Source organism: Marinomonas mediterranea MMB-1, from assembly GCF_000192865.1.
GTDB lineage: Bacteria > Pseudomonadota > Gammaproteobacteria > Pseudomonadales > Marinomonadaceae > Marinomonas > Marinomonas mediterranea.
Window position 1 is genome coordinate 3,771,757 of the sequence record NC_015276.1, and the last position, 23,315, is coordinate 3,795,071.

The 23,315-nt window shown below is 44.6% G+C and carries 20 protein-coding genes; 10 read left to right on the plus strand and 10 right to left on the minus strand.

The window, feature by feature from the left end:
- Positions 1-9 precede the first annotated feature (9 nt).
- From MARME_RS17265 to MARME_RS17275, 3 genes are all read right to left on the minus strand, one after another.
- On the minus strand, positions 10-1,527 hold the full coding sequence (locus MARME_RS17265) for a YifB family Mg chelatase-like AAA ATPase (RefSeq protein WP_013662551.1): 1,518 nt from the start codon (positions 1,525-1,527) through the stop codon (positions 10-12).
- A 79-nt stretch (positions 1,528-1,606) separates the two neighbouring features.
- Positions 1,607-2,968, minus strand: a complete 1,362-nt coding sequence (locus MARME_RS17270) for a fibrinogen-like YCDxxxxGGGW domain-containing protein (protein WP_013662552.1) — start codon at positions 2,966-2,968, stop codon at positions 1,607-1,609.
- 127 nt (positions 2,969-3,095) lie between these two features.
- Positions 3,096-3,338 (minus strand): accessory factor UbiK family protein, encoded by a 243-nt coding sequence (locus tag MARME_RS17275; protein WP_013662553.1) that lies wholly within the window; start codon positions 3,336-3,338, stop codon positions 3,096-3,098.
- A 630-nt stretch (positions 3,339-3,968) separates the two neighbouring features.
- Between MARME_RS17275 and glnK the strand changes: the two genes are divergently transcribed.
- The 3 genes from glnK to radA all read left to right on the plus strand — a co-directional run bounded on the left by glnK (position 3,969) and on the right by radA (position 7,372).
- Positions 3,969-4,307 (plus strand): P-II family nitrogen regulator, encoded by a 339-nt coding sequence (gene glnK, locus MARME_RS17280; RefSeq protein WP_013662554.1) that lies wholly within the window; start codon positions 3,969-3,971, stop codon positions 4,305-4,307.
- A gap of 47 nt (positions 4,308-4,354) precedes the next feature.
- On the plus strand, positions 4,355-5,617 hold the full coding sequence (locus tag MARME_RS17285; protein WP_013662555.1) for an ammonium transporter: 1,263 nt from the start codon (positions 4,355-4,357) through the stop codon (positions 5,615-5,617).
- Between the two features lie 369 nt (positions 5,618-5,986).
- The gene (gene radA / locus MARME_RS17290; RefSeq protein ID WP_041648897.1) at positions 5,987-7,372 is read left to right on the plus strand and encodes a DNA repair protein RadA; all 1,386 of its coding nucleotides are present in this window, start codon (positions 5,987-5,989) and stop codon (positions 7,370-7,372) included.
- Positions 7,373-7,430: 58 nt separating this feature from the next.
- On the opposite strand, the gene MARME_RS17295 is transcribed toward radA, so the two are convergent.
- From MARME_RS17295 to MARME_RS17305, 3 genes are all read right to left on the minus strand, one after another.
- The gene (locus MARME_RS17295; protein WP_013662557.1) at positions 7,431-7,724 is read right to left on the minus strand and encodes a DUF1289 domain-containing protein; all 294 of its coding nucleotides are present in this window, start codon (positions 7,722-7,724) and stop codon (positions 7,431-7,433) included.
- 33 nt (positions 7,725-7,757) lie between these two features.
- Positions 7,758-8,456, minus strand: coding sequence for a COG3904 family protein (locus MARME_RS17300; RefSeq protein WP_013662558.1), 699 nt, complete (start codon positions 8,454-8,456; stop codon positions 7,758-7,760).
- A 146-nt stretch (positions 8,457-8,602) separates the two neighbouring features.
- Entirely contained in the window at positions 8,603-10,093 is a 1,491-nt protein-coding gene (locus MARME_RS17305; RefSeq protein ID WP_013662559.1) for a CoA-acylating methylmalonate-semialdehyde dehydrogenase, read from the minus strand.
- A gap of 352 nt (positions 10,094-10,445) precedes the next feature.
- On the opposite strand from MARME_RS17305, the gene MARME_RS17310 reads away from it, so the two are divergent.
- The 3 genes from MARME_RS17310 to MARME_RS17320 all read left to right on the plus strand — a co-directional run bounded on the left by MARME_RS17310 (position 10,446) and on the right by MARME_RS17320 (position 15,699).
- The gene (locus tag MARME_RS17310; RefSeq protein ID WP_013662560.1) at positions 10,446-11,555 is read left to right on the plus strand and encodes an efflux RND transporter periplasmic adaptor subunit; all 1,110 of its coding nucleotides are present in this window, start codon (positions 10,446-10,448) and stop codon (positions 11,553-11,555) included.
- Positions 11,556-11,557: 2 nt separating this feature from the next.
- A complete protein-coding gene (locus MARME_RS17315; RefSeq protein ID WP_013662561.1) occupies positions 11,558-14,638 on the plus strand; it encodes an efflux RND transporter permease subunit in 3,081 nt (1,026 codons plus the stop codon).
- Between the two features lie 62 nt (positions 14,639-14,700).
- The gene (locus tag MARME_RS17320; protein ID WP_013662562.1) at positions 14,701-15,699 is read left to right on the plus strand and encodes a LysR family transcriptional regulator; all 999 of its coding nucleotides are present in this window, start codon (positions 14,701-14,703) and stop codon (positions 15,697-15,699) included.
- On the opposite strand, the gene MARME_RS17325 is transcribed toward MARME_RS17320, so the two are convergent.
- Positions 15,688-15,945, minus strand: a complete 258-nt coding sequence (locus MARME_RS17325) for a DUF1653 domain-containing protein (protein ID WP_013662563.1) — start codon at positions 15,943-15,945, stop codon at positions 15,688-15,690. The genes MARME_RS17320 and MARME_RS17325 overlap by 12 nt on opposite strands.
- Positions 15,946-16,274: 329 nt before the next feature.
- Between MARME_RS17325 and MARME_RS17330 the strand changes: the two genes are divergently transcribed.
- From MARME_RS17330 to astB, 4 genes are all read left to right on the plus strand, one after another.
- On the plus strand, positions 16,275-17,306 hold the full coding sequence (locus tag MARME_RS17330; protein ID WP_013662564.1) for an arginine N-succinyltransferase: 1,032 nt from the start codon (positions 16,275-16,277) through the stop codon (positions 17,304-17,306).
- Between the two features lie 34 nt (positions 17,307-17,340).
- Entirely contained in the window at positions 17,341-18,384 is a 1,044-nt protein-coding gene (gene astA, locus MARME_RS17335; RefSeq protein WP_013662565.1) for an arginine N-succinyltransferase, read from the plus strand.
- Between the two features lie 71 nt (positions 18,385-18,455).
- Complete coding sequence (astD, locus tag MARME_RS17340; protein ID WP_013662566.1) at positions 18,456-19,934, plus strand: succinylglutamate-semialdehyde dehydrogenase; 1,479 nt, start codon at positions 18,456-18,458, stop codon at positions 19,932-19,934.
- 11 nt (positions 19,935-19,945) lie between these two features.
- Positions 19,946-21,295, plus strand: coding sequence for an N-succinylarginine dihydrolase (gene astB / locus MARME_RS17345; protein ID WP_013662567.1), 1,350 nt, complete (start codon positions 19,946-19,948; stop codon positions 21,293-21,295).
- Between the two features lie 129 nt (positions 21,296-21,424).
- On the opposite strand, the gene MARME_RS17350 is transcribed toward astB, so the two are convergent.
- The 3 genes from MARME_RS17350 to gpt form a co-directional block, all read right to left on the minus strand.
- A complete protein-coding gene (locus tag MARME_RS17350) occupies positions 21,425-21,757 on the minus strand; it encodes a DUF1904 family protein (RefSeq protein ID WP_013662568.1) in 333 nt (110 codons plus the stop codon).
- A gap of 4 nt (positions 21,758-21,761) precedes the next feature.
- A complete protein-coding gene (locus MARME_RS17355; RefSeq protein ID WP_013662569.1) occupies positions 21,762-22,172 on the minus strand; it encodes a DUF2914 domain-containing protein in 411 nt (136 codons plus the stop codon).
- A gap of 406 nt (positions 22,173-22,578) precedes the next feature.
- A complete protein-coding gene (gene gpt / locus MARME_RS17360; protein WP_013662570.1) occupies positions 22,579-23,076 on the minus strand; it encodes a xanthine phosphoribosyltransferase in 498 nt (165 codons plus the stop codon).
- Positions 23,077-23,315 lie beyond the last annotated feature (239 nt).

Here is a 23,315-nt window from a genome sequence, read left to right on the forward strand (position 1 = left end):
CAATTGAACCTACCCACCGATTGCTTTGGTTAATAACTTTTCCATTTTGCGGTAGCCTAAGGATTCCATTAGATGCTTCCTAGCGACATCAACCCCTTCAAGATCGGCCAATGTCAGCGCTACTTTCAAGACTCGATGATAAGCTCTGGCAGAGAGTTTGAGCTTTTCTAATGCTTGTTGCATAAACACTTTATCGCCCTCATTCAGATTACAAATCAATTCGAGCTTTCGGCCAGATAGAAGTGCATTCTGGACACCCTGACGAGTTCGCTGTCTAGACACTGCCAGTTCGACACGCTGTCGGATTAACTTACTGGGTTCTCCTGATTCATTTTGATCCACCAGCAGGTTTGAAGGGAGAGGGGGAACTTCGACATGCAAATCAATTCGATCAAGAAAAGGAGCAGACAGCTTTTTAAGGTACTTTTGACTGGCTTGCGACTGATAATAGTCTTGTTCACCTTTATAGGCTTCATTACTTGCATTCATCGCGGCCACAAGCTGAAACCTAGCCGGATAAGATACTTGTCCACGAGCGCGTGAAAGGTGAATCTCACCATTCTCCAACGGTTCACGTAATACTTCTAATACTTTACGATCAAATTCTGGCAATTCATCAAGAAATAATACCCCTCGATGCGCTAAAGAAGCTTCACCGGGTTTCGGAATTGATCCTCCACCAACCAGTGCTGCGGCCGAACTAGAGTGATGGGGAGAACGAAAAATTCGCTGCGACCAAAACCAATCATGGCCCATTTTTCGCCCTGAAACAGATTGAACCGCTGCCACTTCAAGCGCTTCTTTCTCAATCATTTTAGGCATGATTCCGGGCAAACGCGACGCCAACATTGTTTTCCCCGTGCCTGGAGGCCCAACAAACAAGAGGTTGTGCCCTCCTGCAGCCGCGACTTCCAATGCTCGTCGCGCTTGATATTGGCCTTTTACATCCGCCATATCAGGTAGTTGCCTAGAGACGTCTTCGCATGCATTACGACTAAGCTGGCAAACAGGTAACTTATTTTGCCCTAAGAGGTGGGAAGTCACTTGCGTCAATACGTTCGCATGAAGCGCGTCGGATTCAACAAGACCCGCTTCTTGCTCATTGCCCGATGAGCAAATCAGTTGTCTACTCGCTTTGGCACACGCCACCGCAGAAGGCAACAAGCCCGTTATCGCTCTTACGTCTCCAGCTAGAGATAACTCTCCAAGAAACTCGTACTGACGAAGTTGCAAATCACCAAGTTGGCCTGACGCAAGCAATATACTAATAGCAATCGCAAGATCATATCGTCCCCCTTCCTTTGGCAAATCGGCAGGTGCTAAGTTGATAGTTATACGTTGCGTTGGGAACTCGAAATGGCTGTTTTGAATCGCACTGCGTACTCTATCTTTCGCTTCCCGCACGGCGGCTTCTGGCAAACCAACAATATTTAACGCTGGTAAGCCATTGGATATATGGGTTTCTACGGTTACCAAAGGTGAGTCGACGCCAACACGGGCGCGACTATAAATAGTGGCTAAACTCATGATCACTCCTTGATCATATAAATAAAAAGCCCTCACAGTCTGAGGGTTTGTCCTTAATAACTAAATAATAAGCAATGGATTAGCGAACGTAAATGTCTATATTTTCACTACTTGAGTGATAGTTAGATGCGGGGTTATGAGACCATAAACTCTTATTGTAGCCCCACAAGAACGACACCATATTGTTCTTAGTAGAGCCTAAACCTGAATAATCAGAACCATTTCCAGAGCACCCAGACGATTCATGATGAATTAACTTAACCTGAGATAAAGAGTCTCCAAGAGGTACACAATTGGCCGCAAGTAATGTTGAAATATCGCCAGTTGCATATTTCGTAGGAATATCTGACTCAACATCTTGCACGGCTAACAACTCAGAGGCCTGCCCTCTAAGCTCAATCCATTGAGAATCTCGAAGGTACTGGCTAACCGAATCTGATGTGATAGCATCCGTTGGATCGCCAATTGACGAACGTCGCTTAGATACTAATGTCCAACCACCTCCTTTAAATTCCATATTGCAATACGTCGTAAACTCTGCAATACCACCAACTCCATCAGGATCAATGGAATAGTAACCACTAGGTAAAGTTGAATCGTTATCTATTAAAGCCTTACAGCTCGAAAGGAACTCAAGTTTTTCCGGCTCTTGCCTCAGGCTCATCGGATCACTACCATATAAACTGCTATCACTAGCAAAGAGATTTCCATTTATACTCATCATAGAAAGCACTTCACTTACGTGAGCTACCTCAGTGTCCTTAGAGCTGTCCTCTTCAAGTGTCACTGTTTTACCTGCGAAATTAACCACAGGCTTACCAGAAACGTTATCCGATTTTTTCCACTGCAAGTCATAAGGCAATCCGTTATCAAGCTGCCCTTCCTCTTCGCTTGAATATATTGCTAGATAACCCACTTTTTCATCAAAAGATTTATTTTTAGAAGCCTCAAAGAACTGAGCAACGGAGACAAAACCATAAGATGTAACACTTTTTGCACGGACAACATAGGTATCGCCATTGCTCGTCTGTCCAGTAATAAAGAGCTTAGGCACGCCATCGAAAGGCTGTAAAAATTCCACTCGCTTAGATTTCGCAGCCTGATCAAAAGAACCAACTTCCCATACAGTACCATCGGCTTTTTCAACTCTACCAGCCTCCCAAACAGCATAAGGTACCGTTTCATCACTATGTATACCGTCGAGGTACTCCCACTCTTTAAAGCTAATGTCGAACGTGGAACTTGTCACATTTGAGACACTAACTGCTCCACTATCCGCTTCGTTAGAAGAGGGAACGCCTGTTATAACAATAGGGTCAGAGACACCTGAAATACCCACCGTCTTTACAACAGAGTTTATAGTAGTTTCACCTATATCAGCCCCATATGAATAGGTAACTGATAATGACATAGCAGATACTAACAGTGCTTTTTTAAACATCCTTACATTTCTCCTTTACAAATAAAAAGCACAATGACTATATCACTGTGCTTTTTGTAAAAGAAGATAACAAAAAAAGACCTGGATCAAAGAACTGGTCTGAAGCTAAAAAGCTGGTCAAAAGTGATTAAGATTCAGTTTTCTCAAGCTCTTCTAAACGCGCTTCAAGTTCTAAAAGACGTTTTCGGTATTTAGCCAGCATATCAGCCTGAACTTCAAATTCCTCTCTTGTAACCAAGTCCATTTTCGTAAGCGTGTCTTTTGCTACTTGATGCAGTTGCTGTTGGATTTCTTCTGCTGGCAATTTACCTAACGTCGCTGCGGCTTGCTCTAGCCCAGCTCCCATTTGTTTCACAAATTGGTCTAGCATATTGGCCTCTATCGTCTATAGTCATTAGGGTTGCGTTTAAGCAGCCTATTTAAAAGAGTTAAATTACTACGCTCTTATTTTTGGTTGCCTTGATAGTTTGCTAACTAGGGCATTCGACTATATTTTAAATAATCGCTATCGAGTAAAAATAAGGGGCTAGTAACCTGTTTGTTGTTACCCTAAGTATACAAACCAATTCGACTTCTTAAAATACATTATTACACTGTTTGCCTTTCCCCTTTCGAAGCAAATTGCCCCAATTTGGAACAACATTAAATCCCGCTTTACTTTTGTGCACATAAAACGAGATATGTGACCCGACTTGGTGACACCAGACGCATAACTGAAGGTGATTCATCTAATTGATGTTATTGAACCACTATAAAACCAAATAGTTAGCGCATTTTTCCAGTTACTTTAACCACCTCCCTCCAAAAGCACCAAGAAAGCGCACAGCGCACCAACAAAACACGAATCTTAGCTTTCTCTGGTGCGCGATTGACCGTACTTTTTTTGTGCACTTTTCCTCAACCCCTTATAAACACTCACTCTTATGGTTGTGGCACGCATATTGAATATCTGGTTGTACTCGCAATACGAGATAATCCTAAAACTAAGGAGATTGCCAGAATGAAGCTTATTACTGCCATCATCAAGCCTTTCAAACTAGATGATGTTCGCGAAGCCCTATCTGAAATCGGTGTTCAAGGTATCACTGTTACAGAAGTAAAGGGATTCGGACGTCAAAAGGGCCACACAGAACTCTACCGAGGTGCAGAGTATGTCGTAGATTTCCTACCTAAAGTGAAGATCGAACTTGCGATCGCCGATGACATGGCGGACCAAGTTGTCGAAGCGATATCAAGCGCTGCGAACACTGGGAAAATTGGCGACGGTAAAATCTTTATCGTTAATCTAGAACAAGCGGTTCGTATTCGTACCGGAGAGACTGGGGAAGACGCGGTTTAAATAATAAGAAACCGTTTTTATCTTACAAGCCTTTAGGGGGGCGAAAAATGCAAGAAGTTTATCACTTACAATATGCTATGGACACCTTCTACTTTCTGGTGTGTGGTGCATTAGTTATGTGGATGGCAGCGGGTTTTGCCATGTTAGAAGCGGGCTTAGTTCGCTCTAAAAACACAACCGAAATTCTTACTAAGAACGTCGCACTGTTTGCGATCTCTTGTATCATGTACCTCGTTGTAGGTTACCACATCATGTATGGTGGAGATTGGTTCCTATCTGGTATTCAAGACGTAGATGTCGCATCTACTCTATCTGACTTTGAAGGCCGTGAAGGCGGTTTTGAAGGCGGTTCAATTTATTCTGGCGCTTCTGACTTCTTCTTCCAAGTCGTCTTCGTTGCAACAGCAATGTCTATCGTGTCTGGTGCCGTAGCTGAACGTATGAAGCTTTGGGCTTTCCTAGCGTTCGCCGTTGTTATGACTGCTGTGATCTACCCACTTGAAGGTGGTTGGACTTGGGGCGGTAACGATGTATTCGGTATGTACAACCTTGGCGACATGGGCTTCTCTGACTTCGCTGGCTCAGGCATCGTACACATGGCCGGTGCTGCAGCAGCTCTTGCAGGCGTGCTGGTACTAGGCGCTCGTAAAGGTAAATACGGACCTAACGGTGAAGTTCGCGCTATTCCTGGTGCTAACCTACCTCTAGCAACACTAGGTACGTTTATCCTTTGGATGGGTTGGTTCGGTTTCAACGGTGGATCTGTATTGAAACTTGGCGATATAGCAAACGCTAACTCGGTTGCAATGGTATTCCTAAACACGAATGCAGCAGCAGCGGGTGGCGCAATTGCAGCTCTTATCCTAGCTCGTATCTTGTTTGGTAAAGCAGACTTAACAATGCTTCTAAACGGCGCACTTGCAGGTCTTGTAGCAATCACAGCAGAACCTTCTACACCATCTGCACTAGGTGCAACTCTAATTGGTGTTGTTGGTGGCTTGATTGTTGTTGTTTCTATCCTAACATTGGATAAACTGAAAATTGACGATCCAGTTGGTGCAATCTCTGTACACGGTGTAGTCGGCGTTTGGGGTCTACTTGCCGTACCTCTAACAAACGACGGTGCGACATTTGGCGGGCAAATCGCTGGTGCTCTAACGATCTTCGTATGGGTATTCGTTGCAAGTCTAGTTGTTTGGTTGATCATTAAAGCAATCATGGGCGTTCGTGTCTCTGAAGAAGAAGAGTACGAAGGTGTTGACCTTGCTGAATGTGGTATGGAAGCGTACCCAGAGTTCAACAAAAACTAAGATACTCTTAATGTCCACTACTTTGCCTTTAAGGTAGGGTTTGGAACATCAAATACAAACCCTCGCTTTTAGCGGGGGTTTGTCGTTTTTTCTCCCACACTTTTTGAGTTCCTCTGTTACTATAAAAGCAATTGAATATTGTTTAATGACCCCCACCTAACCTCCCCCTTGTAAAGGGGGAGGAATAGTATGCAGTGTTTCAAACCTCCCTCCTCTTAACAAAGAGGAAGGAATTGCATCGATGTATTTCATACTCCTTCCCCTTAGTAAGGGGAGCAGTAGTGCGAGGTATTTCTTATTCCCTCCCCTTACTAAGGGGAGGGTTAGGGAGGGGTCGTTATGAAAAGCATAACAACTCAGAGACAAAAAATGGCAAAAGCAAAAACAGCCTTTGTATGCAACGAATGCGGTGCTGATTACGCTAAATGGCAAGGACAATGTCAGGCCTGTGGCGCTTGGAATACCCTTCAAGAAATACGCTTAACCTCCACTAAAACATCCGCACGTGTTGCCGCGACGCAAGACCCTAGACGTCAGGGGTATGCAGGCGCAACAACAAGCGTTAAAGATTTATCCGAAGTAGACCTTGGTGACGTTCCTCGATTCAGCTCTGGTGCCAGTGAGTTCGATCGGGTATTAGGTGGGGGATTAGTGCCCGGTGGCGTGGTTCTTATTGGTGGGCACCCTGGAGCAGGGAAAAGTACACTGCTTTTACAAACCATGTGCTGGCTCGCTCAACAACAAGGCGCACTCTATGTAACAGGTGAAGAATCACTTCAACAAGTCGCTATGCGAGCACAACGTTTAGGTCTCCCTACTCAGAATCTAAAAATGTTGTCGGAAACCAACGTTGAGTCTATTTTGAATGTTGCTGAACAAGTAAAACCCAAAATAATGGTCATTGACTCGATACAAGTCATGCATTTGGATGGCATTGAATCGGCGCCGGGCAGTGTTTCACAAGTAAGAGAAAGTGCAGCCGTTCTGACACGTTTTGCGAAACAAACTCAAACCGCAGTCTTACTCGTTGGTCATGTTACCAAAGATGGTTCATTGGCGGGTCCAAAAGTACTAGAACACATGGTGGATTGCTCTGTGCTGTTAGAAGGCTCAGAAGACTCTCGTTTTCGTACACTACGTGGCATGAAGAACCGTTTCGGGGCAATCAATGAGCTTGGTGTATTCGCGATGCTTGAAAACGGTTTAAAAGAAGTCAAAAATCCAAGCTCCATCTTCTTAAACCGCTCCAAACACCCTGCTGCTGGTAGTTTAGTTATGGTGGTATGGGAAGGCACACGACCTCTTCTCGTAGAGCTTCAAGCATTAGTTGATGAGTCAGCCTTTGGTAACCCTCGCCGCGTGACGGTCGGGTTTGATCACAATCGACTTGCGATGTTATTAGCGGTGCTGCACAAGCATGGCGGATTGCACACATCAGATCAGGATGTCTATCTGAACGTCGTAGGGGGTGTAAAAGTCGTTGAAACCAGTGCCGACCTAGCGGCAATTGCAGCGGTGGTGTCTAGCTTTAGAGATCAAGTCCTACCGCATGACTTGGTTGTACTTGGGGAAGTGGGGTTGTCTGGCGAAATTCGCCCTGTGCCGTCGGGTCAAGAACGTATTATTGAAGCAGCGAAGCATGGCTTTACGAAAGCAATCGTCCCAAAGACAAACTGTCCTAAAAAGCTAATTAATGGCATGACCGTTATTGGCGTGGAGCGACTTTCTGAAGCATTAGAAGCGATTTTTGGATAATGACTTAGACCGTAAAAACAGGTAGGGAAAGATAGGAAAGGAGACGCTAAACATCGCGTTATTCTTTCTCTTTCGCCGGAGTAGAAAACAAATCCAACATATCCGTTTCATCCATCCCATAAGGTAATGAGGCGGACTGTTTTTTTTCCATTTTGTCCTGACGCGCTTTGATGATTCTCTGCCAACGAGAACGACATAAGTGCAAAACATGGCGACGTTCTACCTCTGTCATTCCATGCCAATGAAAGCGCTCATCTCGACTTCTTAAACACCCTTTACAGTACCCTTTCTTACTGTTTTCACAGATGCCTCGACACGGACTTTCAATGGCAAAAAGTTCATACTGATCCAAACTTAGCTCCTATTCGCGTACATACATTGAGTATTAGTCAGTAGCGAGATGAAAATCATAGATTTCCTCCGAGGTTAAATAATAAATCCGCTCCGCTGGGGCCGCATTTAAAGAAAACCAGTAAAATCGCTCAGGTATGCCAAGAGATAGGTAAAAATTTACATACTCTGCATGCACGGGATCGGCCATATCCACTTCACCTTTCATTATAGTACCTGTATTTGAAGAGGGGTTATCCTGATCTCGCCATGCATGTACGCCAACAGCAGAGCCGGGGCCAATTGTGCGTTTCACGCCACCTAGAAATAGATCAACGCCACCGGATAAAACATAGCCAGTACGCGCAATATGTGTGTTTAGCCCTAGCCGTCGAATAAGACGAGCGCTGTTCATCGTTTCCTGCTGATCAAGGCTTCCAGGCACATCCACCAACACCAACTCCGTCACATTTGGGTGTTGTTCTATCATTGATTTGAGCGTGTTCGTCAGCTCACGTCCCAGAACACCTGATAAATAAGCACTGTCTTCGTTGACGACAAGTTGAATATTGCTATCCGTATCAATCACTGATGCTTTCGCAGCGCCATCTTCTCTATTCTTGCTACTCGAAGACGCACAGCCGGCCAATGACACGATTACCAATAATGCAACTGGCCAGCGCCCTATCGCTGACCAACTATCTAAAACGCACCCACTATCTAAAACTGGCCATGTCCCTTTATAGCGCTGCATATACCCTCATTCATCATTCGTATCGGAATAGGATTAAACCGAAGTCATAAATTCAGTATATACATAGTTTTCGTTTTCTAGAATGGCTATAACAAACAAAAAAATAGCGGCCAACGCCGCTATTCTCTATCTAACGCAGAAACACATTAAGACGGGAACGAAAACGTCTTGCCTTCACGAACACCAGCAGACGGCCAGCGTTGCGTTATCGTTTTACGCTTAGTATAGAAACGTACCGCATCAGGCCCATAAGCATGAAGGTCACCGAACAATGAACGTTTCCAACCGCCAAAACTATGGTATGAAACTGGAACGGGCAGAGGAACATTGATACCCACCATGCCGACTTCAATTTTGTCTGAGAAATAACGCGCCGCTTCGCCGTCACGAGTAAAGATACAGGTTCCATTACCATACTCATGATCGTTAATCAGTTGCATTGCTTCTTCCATCGTGTCAACGCGTACAACCTGAAGTACAGGCCCGAAAATCTCTTCTTCGTAAGACGTCATGTCTTTTGTCACGTTATCGATCAGAGTAGCACCCACAAAATAGCCATTTTCATAGCCTGGAACAGTTGGGTTGCGCCCATCAACGATAACCGCTGCGCCTTGCTCCTCTGCGCTATTGATATAGCCCACCACTTTATCTTTATGTTCTTTAGTGATCAGAGGGCCGAAATCGTTTGTTTTATCCGAGCATTCCCCCACTTTGAGCGATTCCATTGCCGCTTTCATTTTCTCGATTAACTCATCGCCTGCTCGCTGTCCCACAGCAACCGCAACAGACAGCGCCATACAACGCTCTCCCGACGATCCAAAAGCGGCTCCAAGAAGCTGATTAACGACGTTATCCATATCAGCATCAGGCATCACTATCGCATGGTTTTTGGCACCGCCAAGCGCCTGACAACGCTTACCATTTGCTGCGGCAGTTGAATAGATATATTCAGCTATCGGTGTAGAGCCAACAAAACTGACCGCTTTCACTCGCTTATCTTCTAATAGCGTATCGACCGCAACCTTGTCGCCGTTTACGACATTAAAGACGCCAGCAGGAAGCCCTGCTTCATGCAAAAGTTCGGCAATAAACATCGTCGAACTTGGATCACGTTCTGAAGGCTTTAGCACAAACGTGTTTCCGCAAACTATCGCCATTGGGAACATCCACAAAGGTACCATTGCAGGAAAATTAAAAGGCGTAATGCCAGCCACAACACCCAGAGGTTGAAACTCACTCCAAGCGTCAATATTTGGGCCTACATTTTTGGTATGCTCGCCTTTCAACAATTCAGGAGCGCCGCAGGCGTACTCTACATTTTCAATCCCACGCTGGAGCTCTCCCGCTGCGTCATGGCATATTTTTCCGTGCTCAGCACCAATAAGCTCACAAATACGATCTGAATGCTCTTCCAGTAACGCTTTAAAGCGATACATAATACGAGCTCGCTTCATTGCTGGCGTATCACGCCATTCTGTATACGCAGCTTGAGCGGCTGCTATCGCCTCTTCTACCGTTTCTTTAGGAGCAATGGAAACTTCCTTAGTCACCTCCCCTATCGCTGGGTTAAAGACAACCTGAGTGCGCGTTGCCTCAGTAGAACGGCGACCATTTATCAGATGACCAATGACATCCATAGAAACTCCTGACTAATGTAGTGTTTATAGTTTAGAGACGTAAAATAAATCAGCCGCTTTAGGTTATAAATCCCTAATATAGTTAACATAAATTAAGTAAACACTTAACTATCCGATTATCTATCTGGATTGCGTTCTATTCGCTCAGCCAACAACTCACCCTATTCTTTTCGTTACTTTTTTAATCCTTATTTTTAAGGCCAATTTTACAACGGAAGACACATTTTTTGCCTATATTTAGCACGATATGAATTAATGGCATATCTTACATATATGTCAATGGATTCATATTTACCTAGACCAGATATAAAATAAAGTTATTAAATATTTCTTTGACGTTACGGAGTACCGCATGAACCGCTTTTTGCGTAAAACAAACCTGGTGGGCGCCGCCATAATTGCTGCAAGCTTAATTTCAGCCTGCTCTCCAGAAGAAACACAAGTCGTTGCCGAAGAAGTTATCCGACCGGTGAAACTTATTAACGTGGCTTCAACTGAAGCGGAAAACGTTCGTCGTTTTCCCGGTGAACTGCAAGCGAGCGAAGAAGCGTATTTAGCGTTTAGAGTTGGCGGACAGCTTTCCTCTCTAAATGTAGTATCCGGTCAACGAGTAAAAAAAGGCGACTTACTCGCAACACTAGACCCCACTGACTTTAAACTGCAGGTTGAGCTGTCGGAAGCCAACAATCGATTGGCTAAGTCTCAGTTTGGTCGTATAAAAACCATGCTAAAACAAAATGCGACAACAAAATCGCAATATGACGAAGCCAAAGCAAACCTTGATCAAACCTCCAATGCGTTAAAAAGCAGCCGAAATCAACTGGGCTACACCAAATTGTACGCCCCCTTTGACGGCGTAATTGCATCCGTTGATGTGGAAAACTTCCAATACGTCAATGCCACCCAAACGCTTATGCACATCCAGAATATCGATACGATGGATGTATTGTTCCAAGTACCTGAGCACATCGTTGTCAATATTCAGAATCCGACAACAGAAATGATTCCAAACGTTTATATCGACGCCTCTCCTGACTTTGAATATCACGGAATATACAAAGAGCACGAGACAACCTCAAACAAACAAACAAAAGCTTATGACGTTACTTTGGAACTACTCGAAAGTGATGGCGACTCATTATTCTTACTGCCTGGCATGACTGCGAACGTTGACATCGATGTAGGTAAATTACTCGGTAAAAAAGTTCATATTACCGTACCTGTTGAAGCTGTGATGCGTAAGGAAGATACGCAATCAAACACGTCATACAGCATTGTATGGATTTATGATGAATCTACTCAAAGTGTGTCATCACGCCAAGTTGAACTGGGTGAGTTGCAAGACGACAAAATTGAAATTCTGACCGGCCTTAACCCTAACGACAAAGTCGTTGCTGCGGGTATACACAGCCTTACTGAGAATATGAAAGTTCGTCCCTGGACACGAGAGCGAGGCATTTAAACGTGAATATCGCAGGCTATTTTATACAAAGAAAAGTCACTAGTTGGATGGTGACACTGATCTTGTTAGTGGGTGGTTCCATCGCATTTACTAACCTAGGTCAGCTTGAAGACCCTGAATTTACGATTAAAGACACATTGATCGTGACTCTTTACCCAGGCGCTTCACCAGAACAGGTTGAAGAAGAGGTAACTTATCCTATTGAACGGGAACTTCAGAATCTCCCTTACGTTGATAAAATAAAATCAACATCCAAAGCGGGATATTCTAAAGTTCAAATCACCATTAAAGATAAATATCGCGCGCAAGCTCTCAAACAAATTTGGGATGAAGTGCGTAAGAAAATTCGCGATATGTCTGGAACACTTCCTACAGGTGTTCAAACGCCAATTGTGATTGACGATTTTGGTGACGTGTACGGTGTTATGCTGGCGATACACGGTGAAGGCTACCCTTATAAAGACCTAGAAGATTATGTCGATTACCTCAAACGAGAGCTGGTTCTCGTCAACGGTGTCGCTAAAGTTGAAATTTCTGCCGAACAAGATGAGCAAGTCACGATTGAAGTGTCTCGCGCTAAATTGGCAACAATGGGCATCACTACAGATCAATTTAAATCTCTACTTGCTAATCAAAACGCAGTCTCCAATGCGGGCCGAGTTCGAGTAGGTTCTGAGTACATCCGTATTAGCCCAACGGGCGAATTCAAAGACATCTCTGAACTTGAAAACCTCATCGTTGGCACACCTGTTGAAGGTAAGTTAATCCGCTTAAGCGATATCGCTACGATTAAACGAGAATACGTTGATCCACAAGAGCACTATGTGAGCTTTAACGGATCTAACTCTTTATTGTTAGGTATTTCATTCAGCAGTAACGTCAACGTAGTCGAAGTGGGTAAGCGTATTGATCAACGCTTAGATGAACTTAAATACCAACAACCCGTTGGTATCAGCATGGATTCCGTTTACTTCCAGTCAAAAGAAGTGGATCGTTCGGTTAATGATTTCCTATTCAACCTTGTGGCTGCTGTCGGTATCGTTATCCTTGTCCTACTTGTTTTCATGGGCATTTACTCAGGCATTCTAATTGGCCTAATCCTATTGTTAACCATTCTTGGCACCTTCATTGTCATGAATTATTTTGGCATCAACCTTCAACGTATCTCGTTAGGTGGGTTAATTATCGCACTGGGGATGCTGGTTGATAATGCCATTGTTGTAACGGAAGGTGTGTTAATTGGCCTAAAACGAGGCATGACAAAGTTCGACGCTGCCAGCAGTGTTGTTAAACAGACTAAATGGCCCTTGTTAGGCGCAACTGTCATTGCCGTTGTTGCCTTTGCGCCAATCGGATTATCTCCTGACTCTGTCGGCGAGTTCGTAGGTTCGCTTTTTTACGTTCTGCTTATTTCCCTGCTCCTTAGCTGGGTAACGGCAATAACGTTAACGCCTTTCTTTTGCGATCTTTTCTTCAAAGATTCACAGAAGCAAGATGACGAATCTTCTTCTGAAGACCCGTATAAAGGCTTTCTTTTTGTTGGGTACAAATGGCTACTGAACATCGCAATGCGTTTTCGCTGGATAACCGTTGTGCTGTTGATCGCCGCTTTGTTCACATCAGGTTGGGCTTTTCAATTTGTAAAACAGGCATTCTTCCCTCCTTCAACAACCCCGATGTTCTATATGAATGTGTGGCTACCTGAAGGAACGCATATTGACGCGACAAAAGACAAAGCCGAAGAAATTGAAGCTAAGCTGATTAAAGATGAGCGCATCGAGTATGTTGTTTCTACTGTAGGTCAAGGTGCGCCGCGCTTCTTGCTTACCTATTCGTCAGAGCAACCTAACTCCAGCTATGCTCAATTCATTATACGAACGCATACTCAGGAAGAAATTCCAGGACTTCTAAAAGAGCTCTATGCTCAGATGAACAAAGAATACCCTGAGATTCATGTTAAATTTGCTCGACTAGAGCTTGGACCATCTTCTGGTGCAAAAGTAGAAGCTCGAGTAAGTGGCCCTGACCCTGAAGTATTACGTAACGTAAGTGAGAAAATCAAAGAGATTTATCATGCTGACGGCGGACTAGAAAACATCAAAGACGATTGGCGTCAACCAGTAAAAGTGTTACGTCCATTATTTGATGATGTGCAAGCAAGACGTTTAGGAATCAGTAAGGCGGCACTCGATGACGTGTTGTTAACCAACTTCAGCGGTAAGCAAGTAGGTACGTACCGAGACGGTACAGATTTACTTCCGATCATCCTAACGACGCCACACGATGAGCATACTTCCACGGCACAAATTCGTGATATGCAGATCTACAGCCCATCGTCAGGTTCATACGTTCGTCTTGCTACACTGGTAAGTGGCTTTGAGACGGTATGGGAAGATCCAATCATAGAGCGCCGAGATCGTAAAAGAACCATCACAATCATGTCCGACCCTTTAATTCTTGGTGACGAAACCGCCATGTCGGTCTTCAACCGCATTAGAGGGCCTATCGAGGCGATCGAGCTTCCTATCGGCTATAAGCTTGAATGGGGTGGTGAATATGAAAGCAGTAGCGATGCACAGGCTAATATTTTTAGCGCTCTGCCAATGGGTTACTTGTTCATGTTTATCATTACGATATTGCTCTTTAACTCGATCCGAATCCCATTAGTGATCTGGTTCTGTGTCCCTCTCGCGTTAATTGGCGTATCGTCCGGTTTGCTCGTTATGAACACCGCATTCAGCTTCATGGCGTTACTCGGATTTTTGAGTCTATCGGGCATGATCGTGAAAAACGGTATCGTTCTCGCGGACCAAATTAGCTATGAACGAGAGCAAGGAACCGAAGTGTACGAAGCGATCTTTATCTCTGCGGTAAGTCGTGTGCGGCCTGTATGTATGGCGGCAATCACCACGATTCTCGGCATGATCCCTCTGCTTTCCGACGCATTCTTTGAAGGCATGGCGGTCGTGATTTCCTTCGGACTTGGCTTTGCAACGATCTTGACGTTGATTGCAGTCCCTGTTTTCTACGCCATTTTGTTCCGCGTTAAATACAGAAAACGTTCTGAGTTTGAAACTCCATAACCTTCAAAAACACGATCTGTCGAACAGCTTCGACAGATCGTGTTTCTGGCGACGGTACAATTATGCATACAGACAATATTATGAAACTCGACATTAAACTTTTGGTGTCATTTGTCACGATAATGGAAGAAGGAAGCGTGTCGCGAGCAGCAGACCGCCTCAACGTGACGCAACCCGCATTAAGCAAATCGCTTCAGCGTTTACGTACCTTGTTTAACGACCCTCTTTTTACCCGACAAGCCTATGGTTTAAGTCCCACTAGCAAGGCAAAAGAGCTTCATGATCAGATTCAGCCAATCATTAACTCGCTGACTGAATTAATGAAACCATCAGAACTGAACCTAAAAACACTGAATCGACGTTTTAGAGTTCGTGTCAATGAAGGGGATCTAGAAACCTTCGTCGAACCGCTACTTGCAACCATCCATTATGAGGCCCCCGAAGTCAAACTCTCGATCCTAAACTGGGGGGATTCCAACTTTGAAGAATTAATTAGTGGCCAATGTGATTTAGGTGTCGTATCGGTAAACGATACCCCCAACCACATCCGAAGTAAGTTGGTCGGCTATATTGAATCCTGTATCGTAATCAGTGAATCCCATCCTTTGTATCATAAAGCAGAAATCACGCTTGATGAATTTTTAAGCTATAAAGTAGTCACTCAGCACTTTAGAAATATAGAACACGCATCTGCGCATACCATCAAACAACGCCTGAGACAAAAAGGGTATGATATTGAACCCAAACTCGAGGCTGAAAGCCTAATGGTCACATTACAGGCCGTAAAACGTGGAATGGCTCTGGTAACCTCTAGATCAATTGGTGATTTATTTTGTTCAATAACGGAATGCAAAGAGGGGTTTCACCCTGTGAAAGTGCTCCCTATTCCCAAGGAAGCAGTCGAGCTAGACCCTTACAACGGGTTACACCCAATCCATATATGCTGGCATGAAAGATACAATAACGACGCAGCACATCGATGGCTACGAAATAAGATAATCGACTTTATGCGGGCCTCTCCTTGGGTGCTTAGTGAGCCTAAAACAAAATCAGACGTCTAGAGAGTCACGGACCCATTCAAAACGTGGGATCTCTTCATCCTCGATCAAAACATTTTCTATAAACATGCTTTTTGGTCGAGCCCACCACCCTCGTTCTCCATATAGAGCCTGATAAACAACAAGCTCTTCTTCCGTTTCACTGTGTCGTACAACACGCTCAACCCAATATTCCGCCCCTTTATAGTGACGATAAACGCCTGCTTTCATAGTGATACCAAACCATTTTATTTGAAGAAAAGAAAACATCAGAGCGCTTCCTACCAGCACACTTTCCTGACTGTTTGCCGAACCGATTTTCAACTGAAAAGGCCATCTAGAAGCGCTCCTAATAGTGGATCTCGTTGCCTTAAAAATCCACCTTTTTACCAACTTATTTTTATCTTGAAGGGCTTTCTTTCGCATTCACTTTTCAAAATTCGACCTAATATGTCCAATTGCGAGAATACCAAGTCGCAATTTGATAAGTTGCGGTCTACTTAATTTGAAAGACTTCGGCAATAATTTAACCCTATAAGAAACAAAGAACGACAAAACGCTAAGCCCCTTTGTTTCAGGTATTGTTTTAAGGAGCCAATATGTACATCGTTCGTCCGGCAGATTTTCAAGATTTACCCGCGCTAGAGCGACTCGCTCAACAAGCAGGTATCGGCTTTACAAACTTTCCTGCCAATCGAGACAGGCTGAACGATAAAATCGCCTCCTCTAAACGTGCATTACAAACCGATGTCGTTAACCCTGGAAGTGAAACCTATTTATTTGTTCTGGTCGACGAATCAACCGGAGACGTCGTCGGAACCTCAGGCCTAGAAGGGATGGTTGGCATTGAAACGCCTTTTTATAGTTACCGTATAGACGACGTTGTGCACGCGTCACCCCAACTCCAAATTCACAACCGTATTCCCGCATTATTTTTATGTCACGACTACAGCGGCACTAGCCGAATGATGGCAATGATTCTGGATAGACACCACCAGAATCCAACCGCTATGTCATTGCTGTCGCGTGCTCGGCTTTTATTTATTGCCAAGCACCCAGACCGCTTTACTCAAAAACTCTTTGTCGAATTGCGTGGTGACAGCGACAAACGAGGTTACTCGCCTTTTTGGGAGTCGCTTGGAAAGCATTTTTTCGGCATGGACTTTAAGAAAGCAGATTATTTATCCGGCGTCAGCAGTAAACATTTTATTGCCGATTTGATGCCACGATACCCGATCTATGTTCCGACACTCTCAAAAGAGGCACAGGATGTCATTGGAGTTGTGCACGAAGAGTCCGCAAAAACCTCCGACTTACTACTTGATGAAGGCTTCGAATTCCGAGGTTATGTCGACATTTTCGACGCAGGCCCAACCGTGGAAGCACGCACTCGTGATCTCAGAACCATCAGAGAACATAAATCAGGGAAAGCGCTCATTACCCCAACGTCCGAGTCTAATTTAAAAACCGAAGACGCCGCGACGTATTTAGTCGCCGCTGGGCATCTTGAAGATTATCGAGTGACAAGCGCTCAGGCTACTGCTCAAGTGGCTGGCCTCAGCATTGACGAACAAACCCAAAGCCGACTTTCTATCAGTTCAGGAAGTCGAATCCAGTGGACAAAGCTCTAAGCTTCTCCTGTCGTACTGAACGAGGAATCACATCATGATGGTTATACGCCCAATTCAAAAGGATGATATGCCTTCGCTGTATCGTTTAGCGGAGCAAACTGGGGTTGGATTCACCTCCCTAATTGCCGATGAAGCTATCTTAGAACGTAAAATTAATGCGTCGCTAGAGTCATTCTCAAAGAAAAATCTAAATCAGCCAGGTAACGAAGACTACTTATTTGTATTGGAAGACACCGAAACAGGTAACGTAGTCGGTACCACAGGTTTACTCGCCGCAGTGGGCCTAGAAGAACCTTTCTATAGCTACCATATCGGTACGACAACGCATTCTTCTCGAGAGTTAGGCGTCCATAACATTCATCCTACTCTGGTTTTAAACAACGATTACACCGGGTTTAGTGAAGTCTGCACGTTATTCTTAGAAGAAGGCTACCGACATTCCAAAAATGGACAACTCTTATCAAAGAGTCGTTTTATGTTTCTCGCGCAATTTCCAGAACGCTTCACAGAGAAGATTTTCGCTGAGATGCGGGGTGTTTGCGACGAAAACGGATTATCGCCTCTATGGGAAAGTCTCGGTAAACATTTCTTCTCCATCGACTTCGAACGAGCGGACGAACTCACGGCATTGGGAAGTAAGCAATTTATTGCAGAACTGATGCCCAATAACCCGGTGTACGTGAATCTACTGCCTGAATCAGCACGGGCTGTGCTTGGAAAAGTACATGAAAAAACCGCGCCTGCACGCCACTTGCTGGAGCAAGAAGGCTTTCGCTATGAAAACTACGTCGATATTTTCGATGGCGGCCCGACCATCGAAGCTAGAATTCCAGATATTAGGGCTGTACGAGAAAGTCGCCTATGTCTGTCTTCTATCGGCACACCAAAAGACAGAGCTGAAGGCACACATTATCTGATATCCAACGCCAAACTTGAGGACTTCAGGTGTATTTTGATTCAACGTTCCACACCGCCTAGCAGCAGTTTGGTTCTGTCAGATGAAGAAGCAAAGCAGTTAAAAGTCGATTACAAAGACCCAATACGCATTGTAGAGCTATCTCCACACGCCCGAAGATAGCAATTTCTCTTATTGATGGGGTTGATCTCTGATCGAGTCGACCCTCTTTAGATTCGAATTTGGAGCACATCATGAAACAGCAGCATTATATCAATGGTCAGTGGCTAGATGGCGAAGGCGCCGTCTTTTCGTCTATTGACCCAAGCACTGGCCTTTCACTGTGGAAGACTCGTTCAGCCTCATCATCACAAGTAGACAAAGCCGTTGAGGCCGCTCGCGCTGCTTTTCCGACATGGGCTAATACCGATCTAACAGATCGCCTTGCCATCATAGAGAACTTCGCGGAAGAACTGAAAAAACACACAGAAAAGATTGCCACCGTTATCAGCCAAGAAACCGGCAAACCGCTTTGGGAAACTCGAACCGAAGTCGCGGCTATGGTGGGTAAAATCGCAATATCTAAACAAGCCTACCATGAAAGAACCGGAGAGAAATCCAGCGAAGTCCCCGGCGCAATGGCTAGACTGCGTCATCGTCCGCATGGCGTCGTTGCTGTATTTGGTCCTTATAACTTTCCCGGACATCTACCTAATGGACACATAGTACCGGCACTGATTGCAGGAAACACCGTTGTTCTTAAACCATCGGAACAAACCCCAGCAACATCGGATTTAGTGGTTCAACTTTGGCAAAAAGCCGGGTTACCAGACGGCGTTTTGAATCTAATTCAAGGCGAGAAGCAAACGGGGATCATCTTATCTAATCACAGTGGTATTGATGGCCTGTTCTTTACCGGAAGTCCTGAAGTCGGCCACATTATTCACAAAAACTTCGCAGGACACCCAGGGAAAATACTGGCACTAGAAATGGGGGGGAACAACCCATTATTGGTCTCAGAGAAGACAAAAGATTCGTCTGCGGTGGTTCATGAAATCATTCAGTCCGCTTTTATTTCTTCAGGGCAGCGCTGCACGTGCGCTCGTAAACTCTTCTTACCGAAAGGCGAGCATGGCGACCATATCCTGAGCAATCTGATTACAGCTACCCAAGCCATTGTCGTTGGTAAATATGACGATTCTCCACAACCCTTTATGGGGCCAATCATCTCGTCAAACGCCGCCGACGGACTGTTTTCGGCTTATGAAAATCTAGTGTCGTTAGGAGCCACCAGCTTAGTATCTATGGTACGTGGCGAGGCGGAAACTGGCTATGTATCCCCTGCCATTGTCGACGTCACAGACATACTCGATACACTGCCAGATAAAGAATACTTCGGTCCATTGCTTACCGTTATTCGATACGACACATTGGAACAAGCTATGACGCTCGCTAACGCCACTCAATATGGCTTATCGGCTGGTATTCTGTCCGACGACAAAAAAGAATACGAATGGTTTCTACAGCACAGCCGAGCGGGCATCATCAATTGGAATCGACAAACAACAGGTGCCTCAAGCTCAGCACCGTTTGGTGGGACGGGTGCCAGCGGTAATCACAGGGCGAGTGCTTACTATGCGGCTGACTACTGTGCTTACCCTGTCGCGAGCATTGAAGTCGAGACATTAAAAGCCCCTGAAACATTAAGCCCAGGCTTAAGCTTACCTAAATAGAGGAACGGACCATGACAACGATCGAAGCAAACTTTGATGGCTTAGTCGGCCCGACCCATAATTACAGTGGCCTTTCATTTGGAAATATCGCCTCGACAGGTAATACATCCAAACCCTCCAACCCTAAAGCAGCAGCAAAACAGGGTTTGGAAAAAATGAAAGCGTTGACGGACCTTGGCTTTGTGCAAGGCGTACTTGCGCCTCACGAAAGACCTCATATTCCAACCTTGCGAAAACTTGGCTTTATTGGCTCTGATCAAGAGATTCTGACACAAGCCTTCAAACAAGCCCCTAAACTACTCTCCGCCGTCAGTTCTGCCTCTTGCATGTGGACCGCCAATGCGGCGACGGTCTCTCCCAGTGCAGACACAAAAGACGGGAGAGTGCATTTTACCCCCGCCAATCTTGTGAACAAATTTCATCGATCAATAGAACATGAAGTCACAGGACGTATTCTAAAAGCCACGTTTAACGATAAAACGCATTTTGCTCATCATCCCACGCTACCAAGCGTTGAACACTTTGGCGATGAAGGCGCTGCAAACCATACACGCTTTGCTTCAGGCTACGGCGAAAAAGGGGTCGAGTTCTTTGTTTACGGCATGTCTGCTTTCAACACCCAGAGCCCGAGGCCAACGCAATTCCCAGCACGCCAAACCTTGGAAGCATCACAAGCGATTGCAAGGAATCATGGTCTCAATGAGCGTCACGTTGTCTTTGCGCAACAGCATCCAAACGTCATAGACAAAGGCGTCTTCCACAATGACGTTATCGCCGTTGGTAATGGAAACGTCCACTTCTATCATCAAGACGCTTTTTTAGACACGAATGCAATGCAACACGATCTCCAAAAGGCTTGGAACGACGCTGGCAACACAGATACCTTTCACTTTATTGAAGTGCCCAGTGCAGAAGTCAGCGTCCAAGACTGCATTCAGTCGTACCTATTCAATAGCCAATTACTAAGCTTAGAAAATGGCCATATGATGCTCGTTGTGCCTCGTGAATGTCAGGAAAATCCAAATGTTTGGTCTTACCTTAACCGTCTAAAAGACGCCTCTTCTCCTATTAAAGAAATTAACGTCTTCGACTTAAAACAAAGCATGAGTAACGGTGGAGGTCCTGCTTGTCTGCGACTCAGAGTCGTCTTAACAAACGAAGAAAAAGCCGCGTTAAACCAACACACACTCATGAATGACCAATTGTTTAACACACTTAACCAGTGGGTTGAGCAACACTATCGAGATCAATTGGTCGAAAGTGACTTAGCCGACCCTCAACTGCTTCAAGAAAGCAGACAGGCGCTTGATGAACTGACCCAAATATTGAAATTAGGCAGTATTTACGACTTCCAACGCTAGCTTTGTCTTAGTTGTAATTGGGAGATCATTTGGGAGAAATCTAGAACGCAAAGGCTCTCTTGGGGCTAGAAAGAGTCTGTTTTTGACGTAAAGTAGTAGGTTAAAGCAACGACCTGGAAAGCCACAGGTTCAAACGTGCTTTCCATTTTTGAAGTAGTTTTGCTCATCAATATCATGGAAGACAACAACGATCTCTTGCTGAGGCTCGACAGCCGTTCTAACAAGCTCTTCAATAGATGTGGCGATCTTTGGCTTCAATTGCGGGCTGCTATTAAGCCAAGAGATTTCAAAGTACGGGAAACCAGAAGAAGCGCCAGCGACACTTAGATAGATCGATTTTTCGTACTCTAAGGTGAAAAGTGAAGCGGGGAGATCGGTAAGACTGGCTAATTTTCGAATTAGTCGCTCAGACAAAAATTCAAGGTCTTCAAATGGCAGACCTCGTACACGAATACGGAACATAACGTTAGTACTCGTCTACATAGTCAAAAGAGTAACTGCTGACAACGTTGCCGTCTTTCACCACTTCGACAGTCCATTTACCATCAAACCCAGGCATCAGCTTTTTACTTGACCACACACGCCAGCGGTCACCACCAATATCAAAGGGAATCTCAACTTGTACGTCGCCATCCAATAACCAGCGATGTATGACTTGACTGCCCTTCATATCGCGAAGATCTGTAAAAAAGTAGACCCGCTGAATTTCGCCGTATTCAACGTTAATAACATTACCAATGTCATCAATCGGCTCTCTTTCAACGACATCAGACGAGAATTGAGCTCTAGCAACGTAGCCTTCCGCCCAAGCTTTTGAGCCGATAGCAGCAAATATAAGTATCAGATAGACAAATGCTCGTTGGAAAGAATGTCTCATAGCGCTTCCTTTGTAGAATACCAGTGAATTACCGTTAATCGAGTACCTTGTATCGATTGAACAAGAAAGCCTTACGCTATTTCTTGTTCATACGTTGCTTCTCGCCAAAACGTTGTACTCTGCTATCAGGCACCACAGCAACTCTTCGACTATAAACGCTACCGCAACGGCATGACAACACAACAAACTATCACTTACACTCTAGGGAATCTGAGGATAGATCTCTGCAAAACTCGCTTTGCAATCTAGCAGACCACAGCGCATTTACAGCTTCCCGAGAGAAAAACGAGACTGGATTTAAACCCAGCCCTGCGAACTCATCAATACCAAACAAAAATACAATTTCTATCTCGTACTTATCAGTCTAGCGAATGTATTCTACGACATTCAAAGCAATTTACAAAAATTAACGCCCTTGACGATCTGCTAACGGAGTCGAAAATGTGTATTCCATGTCCCAAGGAAAGCGTATCCATGTGTCCTGACTCACTTCTGTGATAAAGGTATCAACAAGTGGCTTTCCAGCAGGTTTCGCATAAATGGTCGCGAAGTGCGCTTTTGGCAGCATATCACGGACTTTTTGAGCCGTTCTGCCAGTATCAACAAGATCATCCACTAGAATGAAACCTTCACCATCCCCTTCAACGCCTTTTAGAACATTAAGGTCACCTTGTTTCATTGCTGCTTCGCCTTTGTCTTCCGAACCATAGCTTACGATACAAATCGTATCAATTAAGCGAATGTCCATTTCTCGACACAAAATCGCAGCCGGTACAAGTCCACCCCGAGTAATGGCAATGATGCCTTTCCAAGGGCCTTGTTCAAGTAGCCTCCAAGACAATGCACGAGCATCACGGTGCAGTTCTTGCCAAGAAACAGGAAAGTCTTTCGAATATGGGTTCATTTTTGGCTCCAGCAATTTTAACGTCGTTACGCCCTGTGACATAAACAGGTGATATTTAAAAACAGTTAACGATAAAAAATAAATGACATGATAAGTAAAATCATTTCGATTTATTTAACCATGCAGTCAAGTTTTTTAATTGCAGCGCATTCTAGTCGACTTTGATAAAAAATGCATGATTAGTGGCAAAAAAGTTCATTATCTCAACCAATTTCAGCATTCGTTCCTTATCATTTCCG

What these genes read in the sequence shown, in the direction of transcription:
- MARME_RS17265 (WP_013662551.1), bottom strand. Translation starts at nt 1,527, where the DNA reads ATGAGTTTAGCCACTATTTATAGTCGCGCCCGTGTTGGCGTCGACTCA.
- MARME_RS17270 (WP_013662552.1), bottom strand. Translation starts at nt 2,968, where the DNA reads ATGTTTAAAAAAGCACTGTTAGTATCTGCTATGTCATTATCAGTTACC.
- MARME_RS17275 (WP_013662553.1), bottom strand. Translation starts at nt 3,338, where the DNA reads ATGCTAGACCAATTTGTGAAACAAATGGGAGCTGGGCTAGAGCAAGCC.
- glnK (WP_013662554.1), top strand. Translation starts at nt 3,969, where the DNA reads ATGAAGCTTATTACTGCCATCATCAAGCCTTTCAAACTAGATGATGTT.
- MARME_RS17285 (WP_013662555.1), top strand. Translation starts at nt 4,355, where the DNA reads ATGCAAGAAGTTTATCACTTACAATATGCTATGGACACCTTCTACTTT.
- radA (WP_041648897.1), top strand. Translation starts at nt 5,987, where the DNA reads ATGGCAAAAGCAAAAACAGCCTTTGTATGCAACGAATGCGGTGCTGAT.
- MARME_RS17300 (WP_013662558.1), bottom strand. Translation starts at nt 8,456, where the DNA reads ATGCAGCGCTATAAAGGGACATGGCCAGTTTTAGATAGTGGGTGCGTT.
- MARME_RS17305 (WP_013662559.1), bottom strand. Translation starts at nt 10,093, where the DNA reads ATGGATGTCATTGGTCATCTGATAAATGGTCGCCGTTCTACTGAGGCA.
- MARME_RS17310 (WP_013662560.1), top strand. Translation starts at nt 10,446, where the DNA reads ATGAACCGCTTTTTGCGTAAAACAAACCTGGTGGGCGCCGCCATAATT.
- MARME_RS17320 (WP_013662562.1), top strand. Translation starts at nt 14,701, where the DNA reads ATGCATACAGACAATATTATGAAACTCGACATTAAACTTTTGGTGTCA.
- MARME_RS17325 (WP_013662563.1), bottom strand. Translation starts at nt 15,945, where the DNA reads ATGTTTTCTTTTCTTCAAATAAAATGGTTTGGTATCACTATGAAAGCA.
- MARME_RS17330 (WP_013662564.1), top strand. Translation starts at nt 16,275, where the DNA reads ATGTACATCGTTCGTCCGGCAGATTTTCAAGATTTACCCGCGCTAGAG.
- astA (WP_013662565.1), top strand. Translation starts at nt 17,341, where the DNA reads ATGATGGTTATACGCCCAATTCAAAAGGATGATATGCCTTCGCTGTAT.
- astD (WP_013662566.1), top strand. Translation starts at nt 18,456, where the DNA reads ATGAAACAGCAGCATTATATCAATGGTCAGTGGCTAGATGGCGAAGGC.
- astB (WP_013662567.1), top strand. Translation starts at nt 19,946, where the DNA reads ATGACAACGATCGAAGCAAACTTTGATGGCTTAGTCGGCCCGACCCAT.
- MARME_RS17350 (WP_013662568.1), bottom strand. Translation starts at nt 21,757, where the DNA reads ATGTTCCGTATTCGTGTACGAGGTCTGCCATTTGAAGACCTTGAATTT.
- MARME_RS17355 (WP_013662569.1), bottom strand. Translation starts at nt 22,172, where the DNA reads ATGAGACATTCTTTCCAACGAGCATTTGTCTATCTGATACTTATATTT.
- gpt (WP_013662570.1), bottom strand. Translation starts at nt 23,076, where the DNA reads ATGAACCCATATTCGAAAGACTTTCCTGTTTCTTGGCAAGAACTGCAC.